The organism is Kitasatospora sp. NPDC089797, assembly GCF_040684795.1.
Lineage (GTDB): Bacteria > Actinomycetota > Actinomycetes > Streptomycetales > Streptomycetaceae > Kitasatospora.
The window spans coordinates 1-14,629 of the sequence record NZ_JBFBGS010000031.1 but is presented as its reverse complement, the minus strand read 5'-3'; the positions used below and the strand labels follow the sequence as shown (position 1 = coordinate 14,629).

Genomic DNA, 14,629 nt, shown 5'->3' with positions numbered 1-14,629 from the left:
GTTACTTGCCGTCCGCCGGGCCCTGGCCGTCGCTGGTGTTCCCACCCTCGGAGGACCCGCCACCGCCGTGCTTGTTGCCGCTGCTGCTGTCGTCCTGCTGCCCGCCGCCCTTGCCGTCGCCGGACCCGCCGCCGTGCTTACCCATCTCAGTACCTCCGTGCTGGTCGGGCCCAACTGGCGTTTGCCTGCTGGGTTGTGCGACCCGTCCCGGCCGCATACTTCCCCAGGCTGCCGGGACGGGAGTTCTGTTGGGCGCGTCAGTGCCTTGGGTGATTCGCCTCGCGCACCCGTGCCAGCAGCGCTGCCCGGCACTGCCGTTCCTCCAGAGTCAGGGGCACCTCGGTGTGCTCCTCCGGGCTGAGGACCGGCCGGGGCCCGGCGGGCCGGGGCCCGCCGGGCCGCATACCGGGCCACGGGTGGGTCCTCAGCCACTCGAACGGGTCCACGGGCTCAACGTCTCCGGAGGGGGCATGTGAGGCCGTCTGGTGGCCGTCCTGGTGGTCACTCATTCGGGTCCGCCAGCGGGTTCGTGCACTCACCGTCGTCGGCGTGGCGCCGCCGCCACCGGACCAAGTGACGCGCGATGGTGGGGTTGGTGTCGGCCGGGTACTGCGCTTCGATCCCGTCGAAGTAGGCACACCCCAGACAGGGGTTCTCCGGCGCGCTGACAGCCGGGGAGGGAGCCGTGGGCAGCGTCACGCGGCCCCCTTGTCGGGACAGGTGTCCTTGCCGCAGGTGCAGGCGGGCCACTCGCGCAGGACACCTTTTTCTGCCACTCGGGCCGACACTTCGGTGTCATAGTCGTCGAGCGGGTTGAAGGTCCCCGCCGTCTGGCGACGTGCCGCCCTGTGCTCGGACAGCGTCCTTGCGCTGCCCGTCTTCGTCGTCATTAGTCGCTCCTCCCACCGAGTTGCCACCAAGATCTGGCAACCGCCCGGGACGGTGAAACCTCGCGCGAAGGACACTCCAGAACGTCCCTCGCGCGGTAGAACGTCCCTAGCAAAGGACCGGTGCCTGTGGGGAGACAAGCGAGATGCCAAACGAGAGACTGAAAAGCGTCATGGTGTCGGGTGGTTGGACATGCGCCGCCCTCGCCGAGAAGGCCGGCGTGGACACCAAGTCGGTTGAGCGGTGGGCCAACCAGAGCAGGACGCCCCGGTTAGGGACAGCGCGTCTGGCAGCCGAAGCCTTGGGAGAAGACATGTTCGCACTGTGGCCGAGCCTGCGGCAGCCCCGAGCCGCACGGGCTATAAGCCCTGAGCTGGTGGCGCTGTACGAGCAGCGGGCTGACTTGCCGGTGTCCGTCTTCATTGATCTGCTCGGTAAGGCTGCTGAACGCATTGACGTGTTGGTCTACGCTGCGGTGTTCCTCCACGAGGCGTACCCCAGGCTTAACGATCTCCTTCGCGAGCGTGCCGCTGACGGCTGCGTAGTCCGCATCGCCCTCGGTGACGCCGACAGCGAGAACGTGAGGCAGCGCGGCGAAGAGGAGAGGTTCGGCCACGGCATCGAGTCTCGGTGCCGCCTCGCCCTGATGCACTACGGCCCCCTTATCGGCACTCCCGGCATCGAGATCCGCACTCATGGGACCACCCTCTACAACAGCCTGTACCGGGCAGACGATGAGCTTCTCGTGAATGCCCACGTCTGGGGCGTGAACGCCTTCGGTGCTCCGGTCTGGCATCTCCGCCGGACGGGTGCGGGCACGATGTTCGACACCTACGCTTCGAGCTTCGATGCGGTGTGGAGCGCAGCACAACCAGTCGAGGAGAGCTGAGACATGGCACGGACCGAGTACTACGACGACCCCAACGCGCCCAAGCCAAACCGGCTGGTGGTCGCGGCTTCCGCCGTCGTTACGGATGAGGCCGGGCGCATCCTGCTCCAGCGGCGCACTGACAACGGGTTGTATGCCCTGCCTGGCGGAGCGATGGATCTTGGTGAGTCTCTCCCGGGCACCGCCGTGCGAGAGGTTCGCGAGGAGACCGGGTTCGATGTCGAGATCACGGGGCTGGTCGGCACTTACACCGATCCCCGACACGTCATTGCTTACTCGGACGGCGAGGTTCGGCAACAGTTCAATGTTTGCTTCACGGCCCACATCACGGGCGGTGAACTGCGCATCTCTGACGAGTCCACAGACCTCCAGTTCGTCGCGCCTGAAGGCATCGGCGACCTGCCGATGCACCACACGCAGCGCCTTCGGCTCCAGCACTTTCTAGAGGGCAGGATCGCACCGTACCTCGGTTAGTGAATCTTCCTGGGTCACGTCGGGACCGCGACACCTGACGTGACCTGGAACGTAGGGCCCAATCGGCCCCGAGCGCCCTCTAGCGGCCCTTGGCCTCGCGATACAGCTTGCTGAAGGTCGCACTGAAGAGGTCCTCGCTGATGCCCAGCTGGCCGTGGAGCGGGTCCATTACCTCGGCGAGTCGCTTATCCGTCCCCACAAACAGGGCGTCGTCGGACTCAAGCTTCTCGATCATGCTGTTTCGGCCTGCGTACGAGCAGAACTCTTCTGCGTGATCGCGCCAGAAGGCATGGGCGAGATGGTTGCGGCGAGCCCGGCACTCGTTGAGGTCGTCGATAAGCTGCTGGTCAGCGGCTGTCTGCTGACTGACGTGGGTGATCAGCTTCTCCATGGTCTTCTTGAAGCCCTGCGCCCAGGGGTCGCGGATCAGAACCTCAGCCTGGTCTCGGGCTTCGATGATCTTTGTTACGGCGAGTGCGTTGACGAGCCCGTGCCCCAGAACCTCGGCGTGGTACATGGCCAGGCCGTAGTGCGCGAACGTGGTCTTCACATGCTCGTCCTCGTCGTCGCCGTCGGGGAGCTGAAGCGTCGGCACCCAAATCTCACTCATGGACGTCAGTATGCTGGCCAGCTATCCCAACTGTCAGACAAATTAGTTCAGTTGATGTGCACCTGCTCTTGCCTGCCCGGTTTCTGTTGCCGGTGTCGACAGCAGGCCCCCTATCCCGATCAGCGATCTGGCTTGGCGGGAGAATGCAAAGAAGGCCCCTGCCCGGCCCTCGAAGGGCCAGGTAGGGGCAAGGGCGCGCTCAGAGATCCGGGTAGGGCTTGCGGTGCCAGAGGCCCCGGGCGTCCTGCCAGAGCCCGGCGGTGGCGGGTGGGAGGCACCTGCGGGCGTTGTGTGGGCCGGTTCGGTGGGCGTCGCCTGCTCGGGTGCTGGCGAACGTCTCGTGACAGGCCGGACAGTGCTCGGCTCGCAGGCCGGACCACTCCCGGCCGCATGGCGGATGGACGAAGGGTGTTCGGATAGGTATCTCCAGTCTTGTTGCCACGGTGGGTACTTGGCGGGCCATGGCGGGTCCGGTGGGCCCGTTGGGCCCCGGCCGGCTGTCGGGCCGACCAGGACCCCGGGTGGCGGCTCTGTGGGGTGTTCTGGGCTCGGAGGCCCTCACGTGTGCGCGGGCGGGCGCGCAGGTGCACCCGCGCTGTGCACGCGCGGGTGGGCCGGGCGGGGAATCAGGCGCTGGGCCAGGTCACAGCGGGTGACAAGCGGGCCGGGCTGGATCTCCCAGACCCGTAGAGAGGCTGATTCCTGCTATCGGCACCGATCCCTGAGAGAGGGGGAGGGGAGTCCTCCCCCACCCTCAGGCGCTACGCAACGTAACCGGGGTGCTCGGGCGGCTTGCGCAGCCGTGAGTACCGGCCGCCGGGCTTCCGACTTGCAGCAGCGGCCAGGCCACCATCACGGCCCGACTTCACCCCATGGTGGTAGCCGCACAGCGCTTGCAGGTTGCTCGGGCTGTGGTCGTCGCCCGGGATCACATGGTCACAGTCGGACGCCACCTCGGGGCAGCGCTGGCCCGTGTCCGCCCGCATCCATTCGCACTGCCAGCCAGCGCGCTGCATGACGCTGCGCCGGAGAGTGGCCCAGTTGCGCGGCAGGCGTGCCCGCCGATCGCTGCCCTCCCATGCCTGGCTCATCGTCGGTATCGGGCCTGGGAACCGAACGGGGCCGACGGAACGGCCATCGGGTTGTGCTCCTCCGCCGGGTCGGCGTCGGGGCTCAGTCGGCCCGGCAGGCCGCCGGGGTAGGTGGTCGAGTACTCCAGCCGGTCAGAGGCGATCCGGTCCAGCGCCCGCCGGTCGGTATCCCATGGGATCCCGCCACGCGGAGCCATGATCCGCCACTGCCGCTCGTTCGCTCCCCACGGCTGGGCAAGGTCGCCATCCATATCCTCAACTGCCTTTGCGTGGATGCTGAGTTGATCCATGAGAGCCGTAAGCCGAGCGGTCGTGGCCAGCGCCTCGGTGCGGGCCGTCTCGGCCTCCTCGCAGATCGTCTGTCGCCAGTCCGCGCGAACGGCGATGGCTGCGACCTTCACCGCGTGGGCCGCTTCGGCCGCCAGTTCGTACAGCGGCACCTGCTGACGCTCGGCCTCGGCAAGCTTGTTCTCCAGCTGCCCCCGGTTCGTGGCCTTGGGGATCGGCTTGCCGTCGCGGAGCGCATCCTTGGCGGCCCTGGCGTCCTTCTCGTCCAGGCCCGCCAGCTCCACGCGGAGCGCGCCCACCAGGTCGTCCACGGCGTCCCGGCGCTCCCGAGTGCTCTCCAGCTCGGCGAGAGCGGCCCGGACGGAATCCGGGGTCATCAGGTCAACGTAATGCGGGATGGCCATTTCGGCGCGGGTACGGAGCATTTCAATGCGCTTTGCGCGCTGCTGCTCGGGCGTCAGGTTTTCAGGCAATGGTGTTCTCCTCAGGCATGATGGCGGAATGCGATGCGATGAATTCGCGGTTCTCGGCAATGAGTGCATCGGCGCCGCTGATCACGTCGGCTCGTTGTGCAACCTTTGCGGCGGCCATGTCGGCAGCATGCTTAGCGGCTTCACGCTCGGCGTGTGCCGCACTCTCGGCGGCCTCTCGGACCTCGGCCTCGTCGGCTTCCTGCTGCTCGGCCATCTCGACCAACATGCGCTCGACTGCATCCAGTACAGCGCCGTAACTCCGCTGAGCGTCAGCCTGATTGGTTGAGACGCCCAGTAGGAATTCGTCGGCCGGCACTCGGATTCCGTCCCCGGTCTCCTTCGGGGAAACGTCCGCAGGGGACATTCCGTGCGCTACACCGCTAGCGGTAAGAACAAGCGGAATGGCGTACGGGATCGAATGCCCGCCGGTCTTCTCGGCGTAGGTGAGCACGGGGTCCGACAGCCAGCCGATCACCGGCCGGTAGGCCAGCGAGGGGCGGCCCCCGGCCGAGAAGGTGAGGACGCTCGCCGTCGCCTCCAGGGCGGGCAGGAAGTTCGCATTTCGGTACTCAGTCATTCACAGTCCTCCGCTGTTTCGCCGGTGTCGACCGGGTCGCACCAGAAGTGCCAGCCGAATTGACCGTTCCCCTTCGAGCCCTCCGGGTTGAGCACTCGAATGGACGGGTCCGAGTTTTCGGGAATTCCACTGATTTCGGTCATTGGCGTTCAGCTTCCCAGCCGGCGAGCCATGATGTTGGCGGCGAGCTTTATCGGGTCAATGTCCAGGTGCGAGGGCGGCTGATCGACTGCACCGCCGGTCGGAACGAGCGACTTCGGATGAGTGCGCAGGTTCGCGGGCATGGACCGAATTGCCTCCGTGAGGCGATCGGCGTCCGCCTTGATCTCGGCCTCGGTGGTGCCGCTCAGCCTGCCAGCCAGCGCCAGAGAAAGGCCGGACGACTTTGCCACCTTCTCGCGCATGGCGGTGATCTCCGGCGAGTTCACGTCAGGCGAAGTATCCTGCGCCGGGCGGCTTTCCTTCGCGCCGTCCTCTGCCATGACCTTCGCCATGACCGAGCTGACGAATTCCCTGCGGTCCATCACAGTACCCTTTCATTTTTTGCATACAAAAGCCCTACGCTGCCGGAGATCGGCAGGGCAGGGCGGAATCATGGGTTATTCAATTAGTGCCACGGGAGGCCGAAGGGCCAGGGTGTCCCACCATCCCGGCACCTGTGGTTACTCGGAGCGGCTAATGTCCTCCCGTCCGCCCCCTGGCGTCAGAGTCGACCGGGGAGCCATAACGGCAGCAGCGGCAGCGGCCTTACGCAGCCGGTACGCCTTCTGGCTGTGGGCGTTCGAGCAGTACTTGCGGGCCCGGCCCATGCCGTCCCATCCGGCGCTGTTCTCGCAGCCTTCCAGGGCGCACATGGCGTCCCAGCGCGCTGCTTCCGCGTCCTCGTGTCGGGCCCTGGCTGTATGCGCCTCGCACCAGGCCCCGTGGCCGTTGGCGTAGTCGGAAGCGTCGCCGCAGGCATCGCATGGACGCCCCATCAGATCGGCGGTGGTCCGCTTCTCGGCCCGCTTGAGTGCCTGACGGCAGGCGTTCGAGCAGACGGCGCGCTGACGGCCCCGCAGGGACTTCCCGCACCGGTCACAGGCGATTCCGATGGTCAGCAGGAACGGCCTCCCGGGATAGTGTTAGGAAAGTGGCGTGGTGGTGATACAGGTTTCCCCAGTACCCCTACAGAGCTATATGCGAGTACTGCTATAGATAGATACAGAAGTAGGTACAGCACTTACTCTCTTTCCTAACGGGACCACCCTGCGACCTGCCTCGGCTGGCATAGGTATTAACGGGGGGTGGTTAACGGATCTGGCCGCTCGCGCTGGCGGATCGCGCACGGCGCCTGTAGGACCCCCACAGCGCGTACCAGGAAACAGCCAAGGGAGAACAGGGGCAGTGCTGCTCGCCGGCCTGGCGGGGTCCTACAAGGCGTGCTGTGGCGTGGCTCACAGTGGCCCGTCCGCCAGCACGGGCAGTGAGTGGGCGTAGCCGCCCTGGCGGGTGACTGCGGCGAGGACTTCTCAGGCGGGCGGGCATGGCCCCGGTGGCACTCTGCGGTCATGCGAAAGCCCCGTCCCGGCCGGGTATGGCCAGGACGGGGCTGCGAGGGGGTGTCTAGTGGGACGGCTACGGGTTCTCAGGCGCCATGTCGGCCCACTCGATGACGCACCGATCATGGCCAGCGAACCGCTTGCCCCGCTCGCCCCGGCTGACGTTCACGCGGTCAATGGCCAGCCTCAGCCGGTCGCGCTGGCCTGCGACGACGTCCCTCTCCCACGCTTCCCGCAGGAGCTCACCGTCCAACAGTGGGGAAATGTCGACTGCTGGGGTCGGCATTGCTGCCAAGTTGGCGCGCAGGCCGTCGATCCGGCCTCGCAAGCGGCCAGCGAGACGGTTGTACCGCTCGATCGCGTCGGCCCCCGAGAATTCGCCTCGCACGTAGCGAGCGTCTTCCAGGTCGGCCAGACGGGCGCTCTCGTCGCTGATCTCCGCCTCTATCGCGTCCCGCTTCGCGAACACCTCGGGGTCCTGCCGCTGAACCCATCGGGCTGCGATGGCGGACAGCAACGGGTCTCCCGGCTCCAGCGCCGGAAGACGGCTCAGGAACGCATCGGTCACGTGGTGGTCAAGGCTCGCGACTCGCGCTGTGACTCCCGAGCATCCCCGACCCATCCGCTTGTTGGCGCAGACGTAGGAAGTCCCTGACTGGCTCATCGGCGACTCGCACAGGGCGCAGCGGGCAAGACCGGTGAGAAGCGCCGTGCCCTGCTTGTGGCCGTGGCGCTTGCCCGCATGCGGGAACGTTCGGGACTCCAGTTGCCGGATGATCAGCTCCCGCTCACCGGGGGTGATGATGCCCTCGCCGATGCTGATCGTGTCCAGCGTCTCGGGGTCCCGGTAGGGCACGACTCGGCTGCCGTACTTCCGTGTTCCGTCTGCTGCCTCCGTGTACTCCGTCTGAGGCATGAGGCCAGCGAACGCCGGGGCGCGGAGCAACTGCATGACGCTGGAAGAACTCCACTTACCGCCACGCGGGGACTCGATCTCGTGCTCATTCAGAAAGCGGGCGATGTGCACCAGCGCCTTGCCGCTCAGCGCCTCGTCCGCGATCATCCGGGCGTAGACGGCGGTGTCCGGGTCGTGCACCAGCTTCTTGGTCTCCGGTTCCACGGCGAGCCCGTAGGGTGGCTGACCGCCGATCCACTGGCCCTTCTGGCGCAGGTACCGCTTTGCATTGCTCACGCGGGTACCGATGTTGCGTGACTCCGAGCGGGCAAGCTCAGCGAGCAGGGCAATCGTGACCCGAGCGCTGTCGTTGGCCGTGTCGAGGCCATCCATCACGGAGACGAGACGGCCGCCAACGCGCCCGATGGCGTCGAGCGCTGTGCCGACTTCGCCGATTCCCTTCCGAGAAAGGCGATCGAGCTTCCAGACGACCAGGACGCCCACCACGCCGGACGTGACGGCAGTGAGCGCGGCATCGAAGCCCTTGCGACTCACGTCCTTGTACCCGCTGCGTCCCCGGTCGATGTGGACCTTGCGGACGGTCAGTCCGTTGCGCTCCGCCCATGCGCGGCAGTCGGCTTCCTGGCGGTCGATCGCTGTCTTCCCGTCCCTATCCAGGGACAGGCGAAGGTACAGGTCAGCGATGGTGTGGTGGTGCACGCGATACACCCTATCTGGAGTTACCTCAATGGTTCAGGACATCCAGAAGTCCAGGACGGTGATCTTGCCCCGGAAGTCGGCGAGGGTGAGGTCCTTGCCGCCGGTGTTCAGCCAACCGCCTGCCCCGACCAGCTCGGGGGCGCGTACACGTGCACGAGATGCCATGGCTGTATCCAACCCCATCGGCGGCAGTGGGCATTCCGGGCGGCGGGGGTTCCTACGGCCGGGGGAGGGTGGCCTGCCAGCGGATCTCGCCGTCCTGGCGGTGCGGGGTGGGGTGCAGGCCGAGGGCGCGGGCGATGCGGGCGGAGGCGTGGTGGTCGGGGTGGATGTGGGCGAGGACGGTGGTGGTGCCGGTGGCGGCGAGGTGGGCGAGCAGGGCGCGGGCGGCCTCGGTGGCCAGGCCGCAGCGCTGCCAGGGGGTGCCGACCACCCAGGCGAGTTCGGCCTCGGCGGTGGCGGGGCGGACGGTGGCCTGGACGTAGCCGACCAGGGCGGCGTCGGCGCGCAGCCGGAGCACCCAGTTGCCCCAGACCTCGGCCGGGTCGGGGGAGCCGGCGGCGAGCCGGGCGCAGCGGGCGCGCTGCTCCTCGGGGGTGGCCGGGCGGCCGCCGGTGAAGGCGTGCAGGGCCGGGTCGGCGAGGGCGGCGGCCAGTTCGTCGGCGTGCTCGGGGGCGAGCGGGAGGAGGTCGAGGCGCTCGCTGTGCAGGGTCGCGGTGGTGGGCATGGCGGTATTGAAGCGGTTCGGCGCGGCGGTGCTCCGCGGCGGGTGGGGGGTCGGGTCGAATGGGTGGTTCGAGTCCGACGACGGAGGAGGCTGTGGTGCGGTACCTGGTCAGGGAGAAGCTGTTCGCGGTCGGCGACGACTACTGGATCGAGGACGACCGGGGGCACAAGGCCTACCTGGTGGACGGCAAGGTGCTGCGGCTGCGGCACACCTTCGAGCTGAAGGACGCGCACGGGCACGTGGTGGCGGTGGTGAAGGAGAAGATGCTCGCCGTCCGGGACGCGATGAAGATCGAGGACGCCGACGGCGAGGTGGTCGCCACCGTCCGGGAGAAGCTGTTCACCCCGTTCCGGGACAAGTACCTGGTGGAGCTGGCCGGCGGCGGTGAGCTGCGGATCCACGGCAACCTGATCGACAAGGACTACCGGGTGGAGAACCACCACGGGCACCAGCTCGCCCGGATCTCGCGCAAGTGGTTCCGGGTCCGGGACACCTACGGGGTGGAGATCTCGGACGGGGCGGACACCGGGCTGCTGCTCGCCGTCGCGGCCTGCGTGGACCACCTGGTGCAGGAGGAGCACTGAGTCACCGGTCCAGGACGTGCTCCCGGCCCCAGGCGCCCAGCGGGGCCAGGGCCGCGTTCAGCCGCCGGCCCGGGTCGGTCAGCGCGTACTCGACCCGGGGCGGTACCTCGTCGTAGGACTGCCGATGCACGATGCCGTCCGCCTCCAGCTCGCGCAGGTGGGCGGCCAGCACCTTCTCGGTGATCCCCGGGACCAGGCGGCGCAGTTCGCCGAAGCGGCAGTGCGGGCGCTCGCCGAGGGCCCACAGGATGAGCACCTTCCACTTGCCGCCGATCACGTCCATCGCGGCGTCGATCCCGCAGACGTGCGCCCCCGGCCTCGGCACGGTCGCCATGCCCACCCCTTCCGACCTCGTTGCTCACCCCAGGGTAACCACCCACTCCGAAGTACGTACTTGATCATGGTCGGGGGGTGCGGCGAGGCTGATCGGCATGGGAGAGAACAGGGTTGACGGTGTGATGGGGACTCCGGTCGTGCTGCTCGGGGCCGGGGCGATGGGGGCCGCGCTGGGGCGGGCCTGGCTGGCCGCCGGGCACCCGCTGACGGTCTGGAACCGGACGGCGGCGCGGGCCGCGGCCCTGGCCGGGGCGGGCGCCGAGGTGGCGTCCACGGCGGCCGGGGCGGTGGCGGCCGGGCGGCTGGTGGTGGTCTGCCTGCTGGACGACGAGTCGGTCGAACAGGCGCTGGCGGGCGTGGAGTTGACCGGGAAGGACGTGGTCAACCTGGTCACCGGCACGCCCGGCCAGGCCCGGGCGCGGGCCGCATGGGCGGCCCGCCGGGGCGCCCGGTACCTGGACGGCGGGATCATGGCCGTGCCGCCGATGATCGGCGTTCCGGCGGCCGGGGGGTACGTGTTCTACAGCGGGTCGGCGGAGCTGTTCGAGGAGCACCGGGAGGTGCTGTCCGTGCCGGCCGGGGCCCGGTACGTCGGGGCGGACGCCGGGTACGCGGCGCTGCACGACGTGGCGCTGCTCAGCGCGATGTACGGGATGTTCGGCGGGATCGCCCACGCCTTCGCGCTGGTGCGGGGGGAGGCGGTGACGCCCGGCGAACTGGCGCCGCTGCTGGTGGACTGGCTCACCGCGATGGCCGGGTCGGCCGGGCGGACGGCCGGGCAGCTGGAGAGCGGGGACTACACCACCGGCGTGGTCTCCAACCTGGCGATGCAGGTGGCGGGGAAGGAGACGCTGCTGCGGACCGCGGAGGAACAGCGCGTGAGCGTCGAACTGCTGTCCCCGTACTTCCGGTTGATGGAGCACCGGTTGGCGCTCGGCAGCGGCGCCGAGGACCTCACCGGTGTGGTCGACCTGCTGCGCCGCTGAGGGGCGGCCGGTAACGTACCGGCATGGCTGACCTTGAAGAACGCGCCAATGTCGTCGCGTCCGGCACTCGGCGGACCGGTGGGGCGGGGGCGGGCGTCCGTCGGCGCCGCGCCGCCGATCTCGCCGACTGCGTACGGGCCCTGAGCGACGTCCACAGCAGCGACGGCTACCCCGTCGAATGGCCGGCCCGGCCCGCGGCCTGGCTCACCCCGGACGGCCTGCTGGCCGCCTGGGTCGCCGAGTGGGACGGCCGGATCGCCGGGCACGTCGGGCTGGTCCGCAGCGGGCCGGGGGACCCGGCGCCCGACCTGTGGAGCCGGCGGACCGGGGGGAGACCGGAACTCACCGTCGTGATCGGCCGGTTGTACGTCGCCCCGGCGGCGCGCGGCCACGCTGCCGGGGCCCGGCTGCTGGCGAGTGCGGTGGCGCACGCGCGGGCGCTCGGGCTGCAGCCGGTGCTCGACGTGGTCGCCGACCACACCGACGCCCTGGCCCTCTACCGCCGGCTCGGCTGGACCCCGCTCGGCAGCGCCGAGCAGCGGTGGGCCTCCGGCCGGACGGTCGTCGTCCACTGCTTCGCCGCACCGAGGGAGTGAGCCGGGGGTGACGGGGCGATTGCTCGACCTCCCGGTCGGGCGGTCGCCCGTGGGCGGGTCCGCTGCGCCCTAGACCAGGATGATCTCCACTCCCTGTTCGAGGCCGGCGAAGTCGGCTCCGTTCCGGGTGTAGAGCGGAAGGCCATGGGCAGCGGCCGTGGCCGCGATCATCAGGTCCATCCGGCGTGGGCGGGGCGGCCCGCGTCGGCGTCGCGCGGTCACGCCTGCTCCTGCGGGTCGTCGTCGACTCGGTCCTCGTCCCCGTAGAAGGCATCGGCTTCGGCGCGCAGCTGTGCCGCGTCGACGGCGGGTGCGTGCTGCCATTTCCGCTGGAGTTCTTCGACGGGAACGAATCGACGGCGGCTGCTGATGGGACGGACCTCGGCGATCTCGGTGCCGTTACGGGTGATGTAGTAGATCTCGCCGGCTTCGACGTCGTCGAGCACGGCCTTGGACCGCGCCGCGAGTTCGCGCTGCGTGATGGTCTTCATGCGGCCATTGTGGCGCGCTGTCATGCGCCCTGTAGCGGCTTCGGGGGCCGGGGGGCGGGCTGCGGAGCGGTTCGGGGTGGGGTGGGGATCCCCCGGGAGGGGGAGGGGGATGGCTGCCGAGGGGGAGGTCGGGGCGGGGCGGGCGGCGCGAGCCTGGGGGCATGGTGGCGCGCGAGTGGGTCGGGAGCGGTGCGGCGGCTACGGGGGGTTCGGGCTGGGATGTGCGCTGAGCGGGACGGCGCTGTGGGGCCCCTGGGTGGGGTGGGTGGTCGCGCGGTACGGGGTGGCGGTGGCGGCGTGGTGGTCCTGGCGGGGGAGTGGGGGTCGGGGGTGAGGGGGGGAGAGGGCGGACGGGTTTGCTGAGGCGGCAAGAAAGCTTGCTGATACGGGGTGGTCGGTCGCAGCCTGGCGGTGGAGGTGAGCGACGATGACCGAGAACGGTACGGCGGAGCGCTACGACGCGGTGGTGGTCGGCGCGGGTGCGGCGGGACTGAACGCCGCCCTGGTGCTGGGACGGGCCCGGCGGCGGGTCGCGGTGGTCGACGCGGGTCAACCGCGCAACGCCCCCGCCGCCCACCTGCAGGGCTTCCTCAGCCGGGACGGCATGCCCCCGGCCGCACTGCTGGCGGTCGGCCGGGAGGAGGTCGCCCGGTACGGGGTCGACCTGATCGACGGGCGGGTGGAGCACATCGAGCCCGCCGGACCTGCCGAGCTCGGCCACACCGTGCAACTGGCGGGCGGACCGGTGCTGCACGCACGCCGGGTGGTCGTCGCCACCGGACTGCGGGACGGGCTGCCGGAGCTGCCCGGTCTCGCCGAGCGCTGGGGCAAGGACGTGCTGCACTGCCCGTACTGCCACGGCTGGGAGGTCCGCGACCGCCCGCTCGGGGTGCTCGGCACCGGCCCGGGGTCGGTCGACCTGGCGCTGCTGCTGCGGCAGTGGTCGGCCGACGTGCTGCTGCTCGCGCACACCCTGGAGCCGACCGACGCCGAACGGGAACGGCTCGCGGCGCGCGGCGTCCGGGTGGTCGAGGGGCGGATCGTGCGGCTGGTGGCCGACGGCGGGCGGCTGCGCGGCGTCGAACTCGCGAACGGGGCCGTGGTGCCCCGGGAGGCGGTGTTCGTCCGCCCGCAGATGGTGCCCCGGGACGCCCTGCTGTTCGGGCTGGATTGCGCCCGGGACGACAACGGCTGGGTTGCCGTCGACCGGACCGGGCGCACCAGCGTGCCCGGCGTCTGGGCGGTCGGCAACGTCGTCGACCCGCGCGCCCAGGTGGTCGTGGCCGCGGGGATGGGTGCGGCCGCCGCCCTCGACCTCGACCACGACCTGGTGGACGAGGAGATCGGACGGGCGGTCGCGCTGTGCCGCGCGTCCGGGGTCGCGCTGTCCGCCTGAGCGGCGAAGCTTTCGTCGGACCGGCAACGGAGAAGAAGGAGATGAGGTACGGGATGAACGCGCATCAGCAGGGGCAGGGGCAGGGTCATGGCCATGGTGGGCATGGGCATGGGCACGGGCATGGGCATGGGCACGGGCGGGTGGCGGCGGCGGAGTTGGACTGGGACGCCATGGCGGTGCATCTGGAGCGCGAGGCGGATCTGCGGGCCGGGGCCGTCACCGCGGCCGGGCAGTGGCTCGCCGGACTCGCCGGGGGCGACGGGGTGCGCCGGGTGCTCGACGTGGGGGCCGGGCCCGGGGTGATCACCGGGCTGCTCGCGGAGGTCTTCCCGGCGGCCGAGGTGGTCGCCGTCGACCAGTCGGCCGCCCTGCTGGAGCGCGCCCGGGCCCGCTCGGGCGGTCGCCTGGGGATCCAACAGGCCGACCTGCCCGCCGAGTTCGACAAGCTCGGGGACGCCGACCTGATCTGGTCGGGCAACGCCATCCACCACCTCGGCGACCAGCAGGCCGCACTCACCGCGCTGGCCGGGCGGCTGCGGCCCGGGGGCCTGCTCGCCGTCGCGGAGAGCGGGCTGCCCGCGCGCTTCCTGCCCCGCGACTTCGGGCTCGGTCGGCCGGGCCTCCAGTCCCGGCTGGACGCGGCCCACGAGGACGGCTTCGCCGCGATGCGGGCCGAACTGCCGGACACCACCGAGGAGGTCGAGGACTGGCCGGCCATGCTGGAGCGGGCCGGACTGGAGCCCAGCGGAACGCGCACCTTCCTGGTCGACCACCCGGCGCCACTGGCCGGGCCGGCCCGGGAGTACCTGCACACCCAGCTCGTGCGGCGGTACGACCAGCTCGCGGAGGTGCTGGGGGAGGAGGACCGGGCGACGCTGGAGGTGCTGATCGATCGGGAGGCGCCCAGGGGGATCCTTCGGCGGGGGGATGCCTTTTATCTTTCGGCGATGACGGTGCACACGGGGCGGAGGGGCTGAGGGGGGCCGCTGCGCGGGGCTTCTGTGGGGGTGGGGGCTTTCGGGAGGGTGGGTGACGCCGGGGGCGGTTCCGGGGGTGGGTGCTCCGGG

Annotated in this window: 20 protein-coding genes; 7 read left to right on the top strand and 13 right to left on the bottom strand. The window is 70.0% G+C overall.

Annotation, left to right across the window (positions count from 1 at the left end; translation table 11 throughout):
* Position 1: 1 nt before the first annotated feature.
* From AB0O91_RS24775 to AB0O91_RS24765, 3 genes are all read right to left on the bottom strand, one after another.
* Positions 2-145, bottom strand: coding sequence for a hypothetical protein (locus AB0O91_RS24775; protein ID WP_363436847.1), 144 nt, complete (start codon positions 143-145; stop codon positions 2-4).
* 356 nt (positions 146-501) lie between these two features.
* Positions 502-699: a hypothetical protein gene (locus AB0O91_RS24770; RefSeq protein WP_363436845.1), complete on the bottom strand. Its 198-nt coding sequence runs from the start codon at positions 697-699 to the stop codon at positions 502-504.
* Positions 696-890: a hypothetical protein gene (locus AB0O91_RS24765; protein ID WP_363436843.1), complete on the bottom strand. Its 195-nt coding sequence runs from the start codon at positions 888-890 to the stop codon at positions 696-698. Before AB0O91_RS24765 ends, AB0O91_RS24770 begins: the two co-directional genes overlap by 4 nt.
* A gap of 143 nt (positions 891-1,033) precedes the next feature.
* Here AB0O91_RS24765 and AB0O91_RS24760 point away from each other — a divergent pair, with 143 nt between their 5' ends.
* Both AB0O91_RS24760 and AB0O91_RS24755 read left to right on the top strand, forming a co-directional pair.
* Positions 1,034-1,777 carry a helix-turn-helix transcriptional regulator gene (locus AB0O91_RS24760; protein ID WP_363436841.1) on the top strand — a complete coding sequence of 248 codons (744 nt, stop codon included), beginning with the start codon at positions 1,034-1,036 and terminating at the stop codon, positions 1,775-1,777.
* Positions 1,778-1,780: 3 nt separating this feature from the next.
* Positions 1,781-2,251, top strand: coding sequence for an NUDIX domain-containing protein (locus AB0O91_RS24755; protein ID WP_363436839.1), 471 nt, complete (start codon positions 1,781-1,783; stop codon positions 2,249-2,251).
* Positions 2,252-2,330: 79 nt separating this feature from the next.
* On the opposite strand, the gene AB0O91_RS24750 is transcribed toward AB0O91_RS24755, so the two are convergent.
* From AB0O91_RS24750 to AB0O91_RS24720, 7 genes are all read right to left on the bottom strand, one after another.
* Complete coding sequence (locus tag AB0O91_RS24750) at positions 2,331-2,861, bottom strand: hypothetical protein (RefSeq protein WP_363436837.1); 531 nt, start codon at positions 2,859-2,861, stop codon at positions 2,331-2,333.
* Between the two features lie 1,087 nt (positions 2,862-3,948).
* Positions 3,949-4,713 carry a hypothetical protein gene (locus tag AB0O91_RS24745; RefSeq protein ID WP_363436835.1) on the bottom strand — a complete coding sequence of 255 codons (765 nt, stop codon included), beginning with the start codon at positions 4,711-4,713 and terminating at the stop codon, positions 3,949-3,951.
* Entirely contained in the window at positions 4,706-5,290 is a 585-nt protein-coding gene (locus AB0O91_RS24740) for a hypothetical protein (protein WP_363436833.1), read from the bottom strand. The genes AB0O91_RS24745 and AB0O91_RS24740 overlap by 8 nt, the downstream gene beginning before the upstream one ends.
* A gap of 149 nt (positions 5,291-5,439) precedes the next feature.
* Entirely contained in the window at positions 5,440-5,814 is a 375-nt protein-coding gene (locus tag AB0O91_RS24735) for a hypothetical protein (protein ID WP_363436831.1), read from the bottom strand.
* Positions 5,815-6,907: 1,093 nt separating this feature from the next.
* A complete protein-coding gene (locus AB0O91_RS24730) occupies positions 6,908-8,446 on the bottom strand; it encodes a recombinase family protein (RefSeq protein ID WP_363436829.1) in 1,539 nt (512 codons plus the stop codon).
* A gap of 33 nt (positions 8,447-8,479) precedes the next feature.
* Entirely contained in the window at positions 8,480-8,611 is a 132-nt protein-coding gene (locus AB0O91_RS24725; RefSeq protein ID WP_363436827.1) for a hypothetical protein, read from the bottom strand.
* A 52-nt stretch (positions 8,612-8,663) separates the two neighbouring features.
* Positions 8,664-9,173, bottom strand: a complete 510-nt coding sequence (locus AB0O91_RS24720; RefSeq protein ID WP_363436824.1) for a GNAT family N-acetyltransferase — start codon at positions 9,171-9,173, stop codon at positions 8,664-8,666.
* Positions 9,174-9,268: 95 nt separating this feature from the next.
* On the opposite strand from AB0O91_RS24720, the gene AB0O91_RS24715 reads away from it, so the two are divergent.
* A complete protein-coding gene (locus AB0O91_RS24715) occupies positions 9,269-9,757 on the top strand; it encodes an LURP-one-related family protein (protein ID WP_363436821.1) in 489 nt (162 codons plus the stop codon).
* 1 nt (position 9,758) lies between these two features.
* On the opposite strand, the gene AB0O91_RS24710 is transcribed toward AB0O91_RS24715, so the two are convergent.
* Positions 9,759-10,091: a helix-turn-helix domain-containing protein gene (locus AB0O91_RS24710; protein WP_363436818.1), complete on the bottom strand. Its 333-nt coding sequence runs from the start codon at positions 10,089-10,091 to the stop codon at positions 9,759-9,761.
* A gap of 97 nt (positions 10,092-10,188) precedes the next feature.
* Here AB0O91_RS24710 and AB0O91_RS24705 point away from each other — a divergent pair, with 97 nt between their 5' ends.
* Positions 10,189-11,079, top strand: a complete 891-nt coding sequence (locus AB0O91_RS24705; RefSeq protein ID WP_363436816.1) for an NAD(P)-binding domain-containing protein — start codon at positions 10,189-10,191, stop codon at positions 11,077-11,079.
* A gap of 23 nt (positions 11,080-11,102) precedes the next feature.
* Positions 11,103-11,675, top strand: coding sequence for a GNAT family N-acetyltransferase (locus AB0O91_RS24700; RefSeq protein WP_363436814.1), 573 nt, complete (start codon positions 11,103-11,105; stop codon positions 11,673-11,675).
* Between the two features lie 69 nt (positions 11,676-11,744).
* Here the strand turns inward: AB0O91_RS24700 and AB0O91_RS24695 are convergent, their stop codons facing one another.
* Complete coding sequence (locus AB0O91_RS24695; RefSeq protein WP_363436812.1) at positions 11,745-11,897, bottom strand: hypothetical protein; 153 nt, start codon at positions 11,895-11,897, stop codon at positions 11,745-11,747.
* Complete coding sequence (locus AB0O91_RS24690) at positions 11,894-12,166, bottom strand: PhdYeFM domain-containing protein (RefSeq protein WP_363436810.1); 273 nt, start codon at positions 12,164-12,166, stop codon at positions 11,894-11,896. The genes AB0O91_RS24695 and AB0O91_RS24690 overlap by 4 nt, the downstream gene beginning before the upstream one ends.
* A 427-nt stretch (positions 12,167-12,593) precedes the next feature.
* On the opposite strand from AB0O91_RS24690, the gene AB0O91_RS24685 reads away from it, so the two are divergent.
* Entirely contained in the window at positions 12,594-13,562 is a 969-nt protein-coding gene (locus AB0O91_RS24685; RefSeq protein ID WP_363436808.1) for an NAD(P)/FAD-dependent oxidoreductase, read from the top strand.
* A gap of 170 nt (positions 13,563-13,732) precedes the next feature.
* A complete protein-coding gene (locus AB0O91_RS24680; RefSeq protein ID WP_363436805.1) occupies positions 13,733-14,539 on the top strand; it encodes a class I SAM-dependent methyltransferase in 807 nt (268 codons plus the stop codon).
* Positions 14,540-14,629 lie beyond the last annotated feature (90 nt).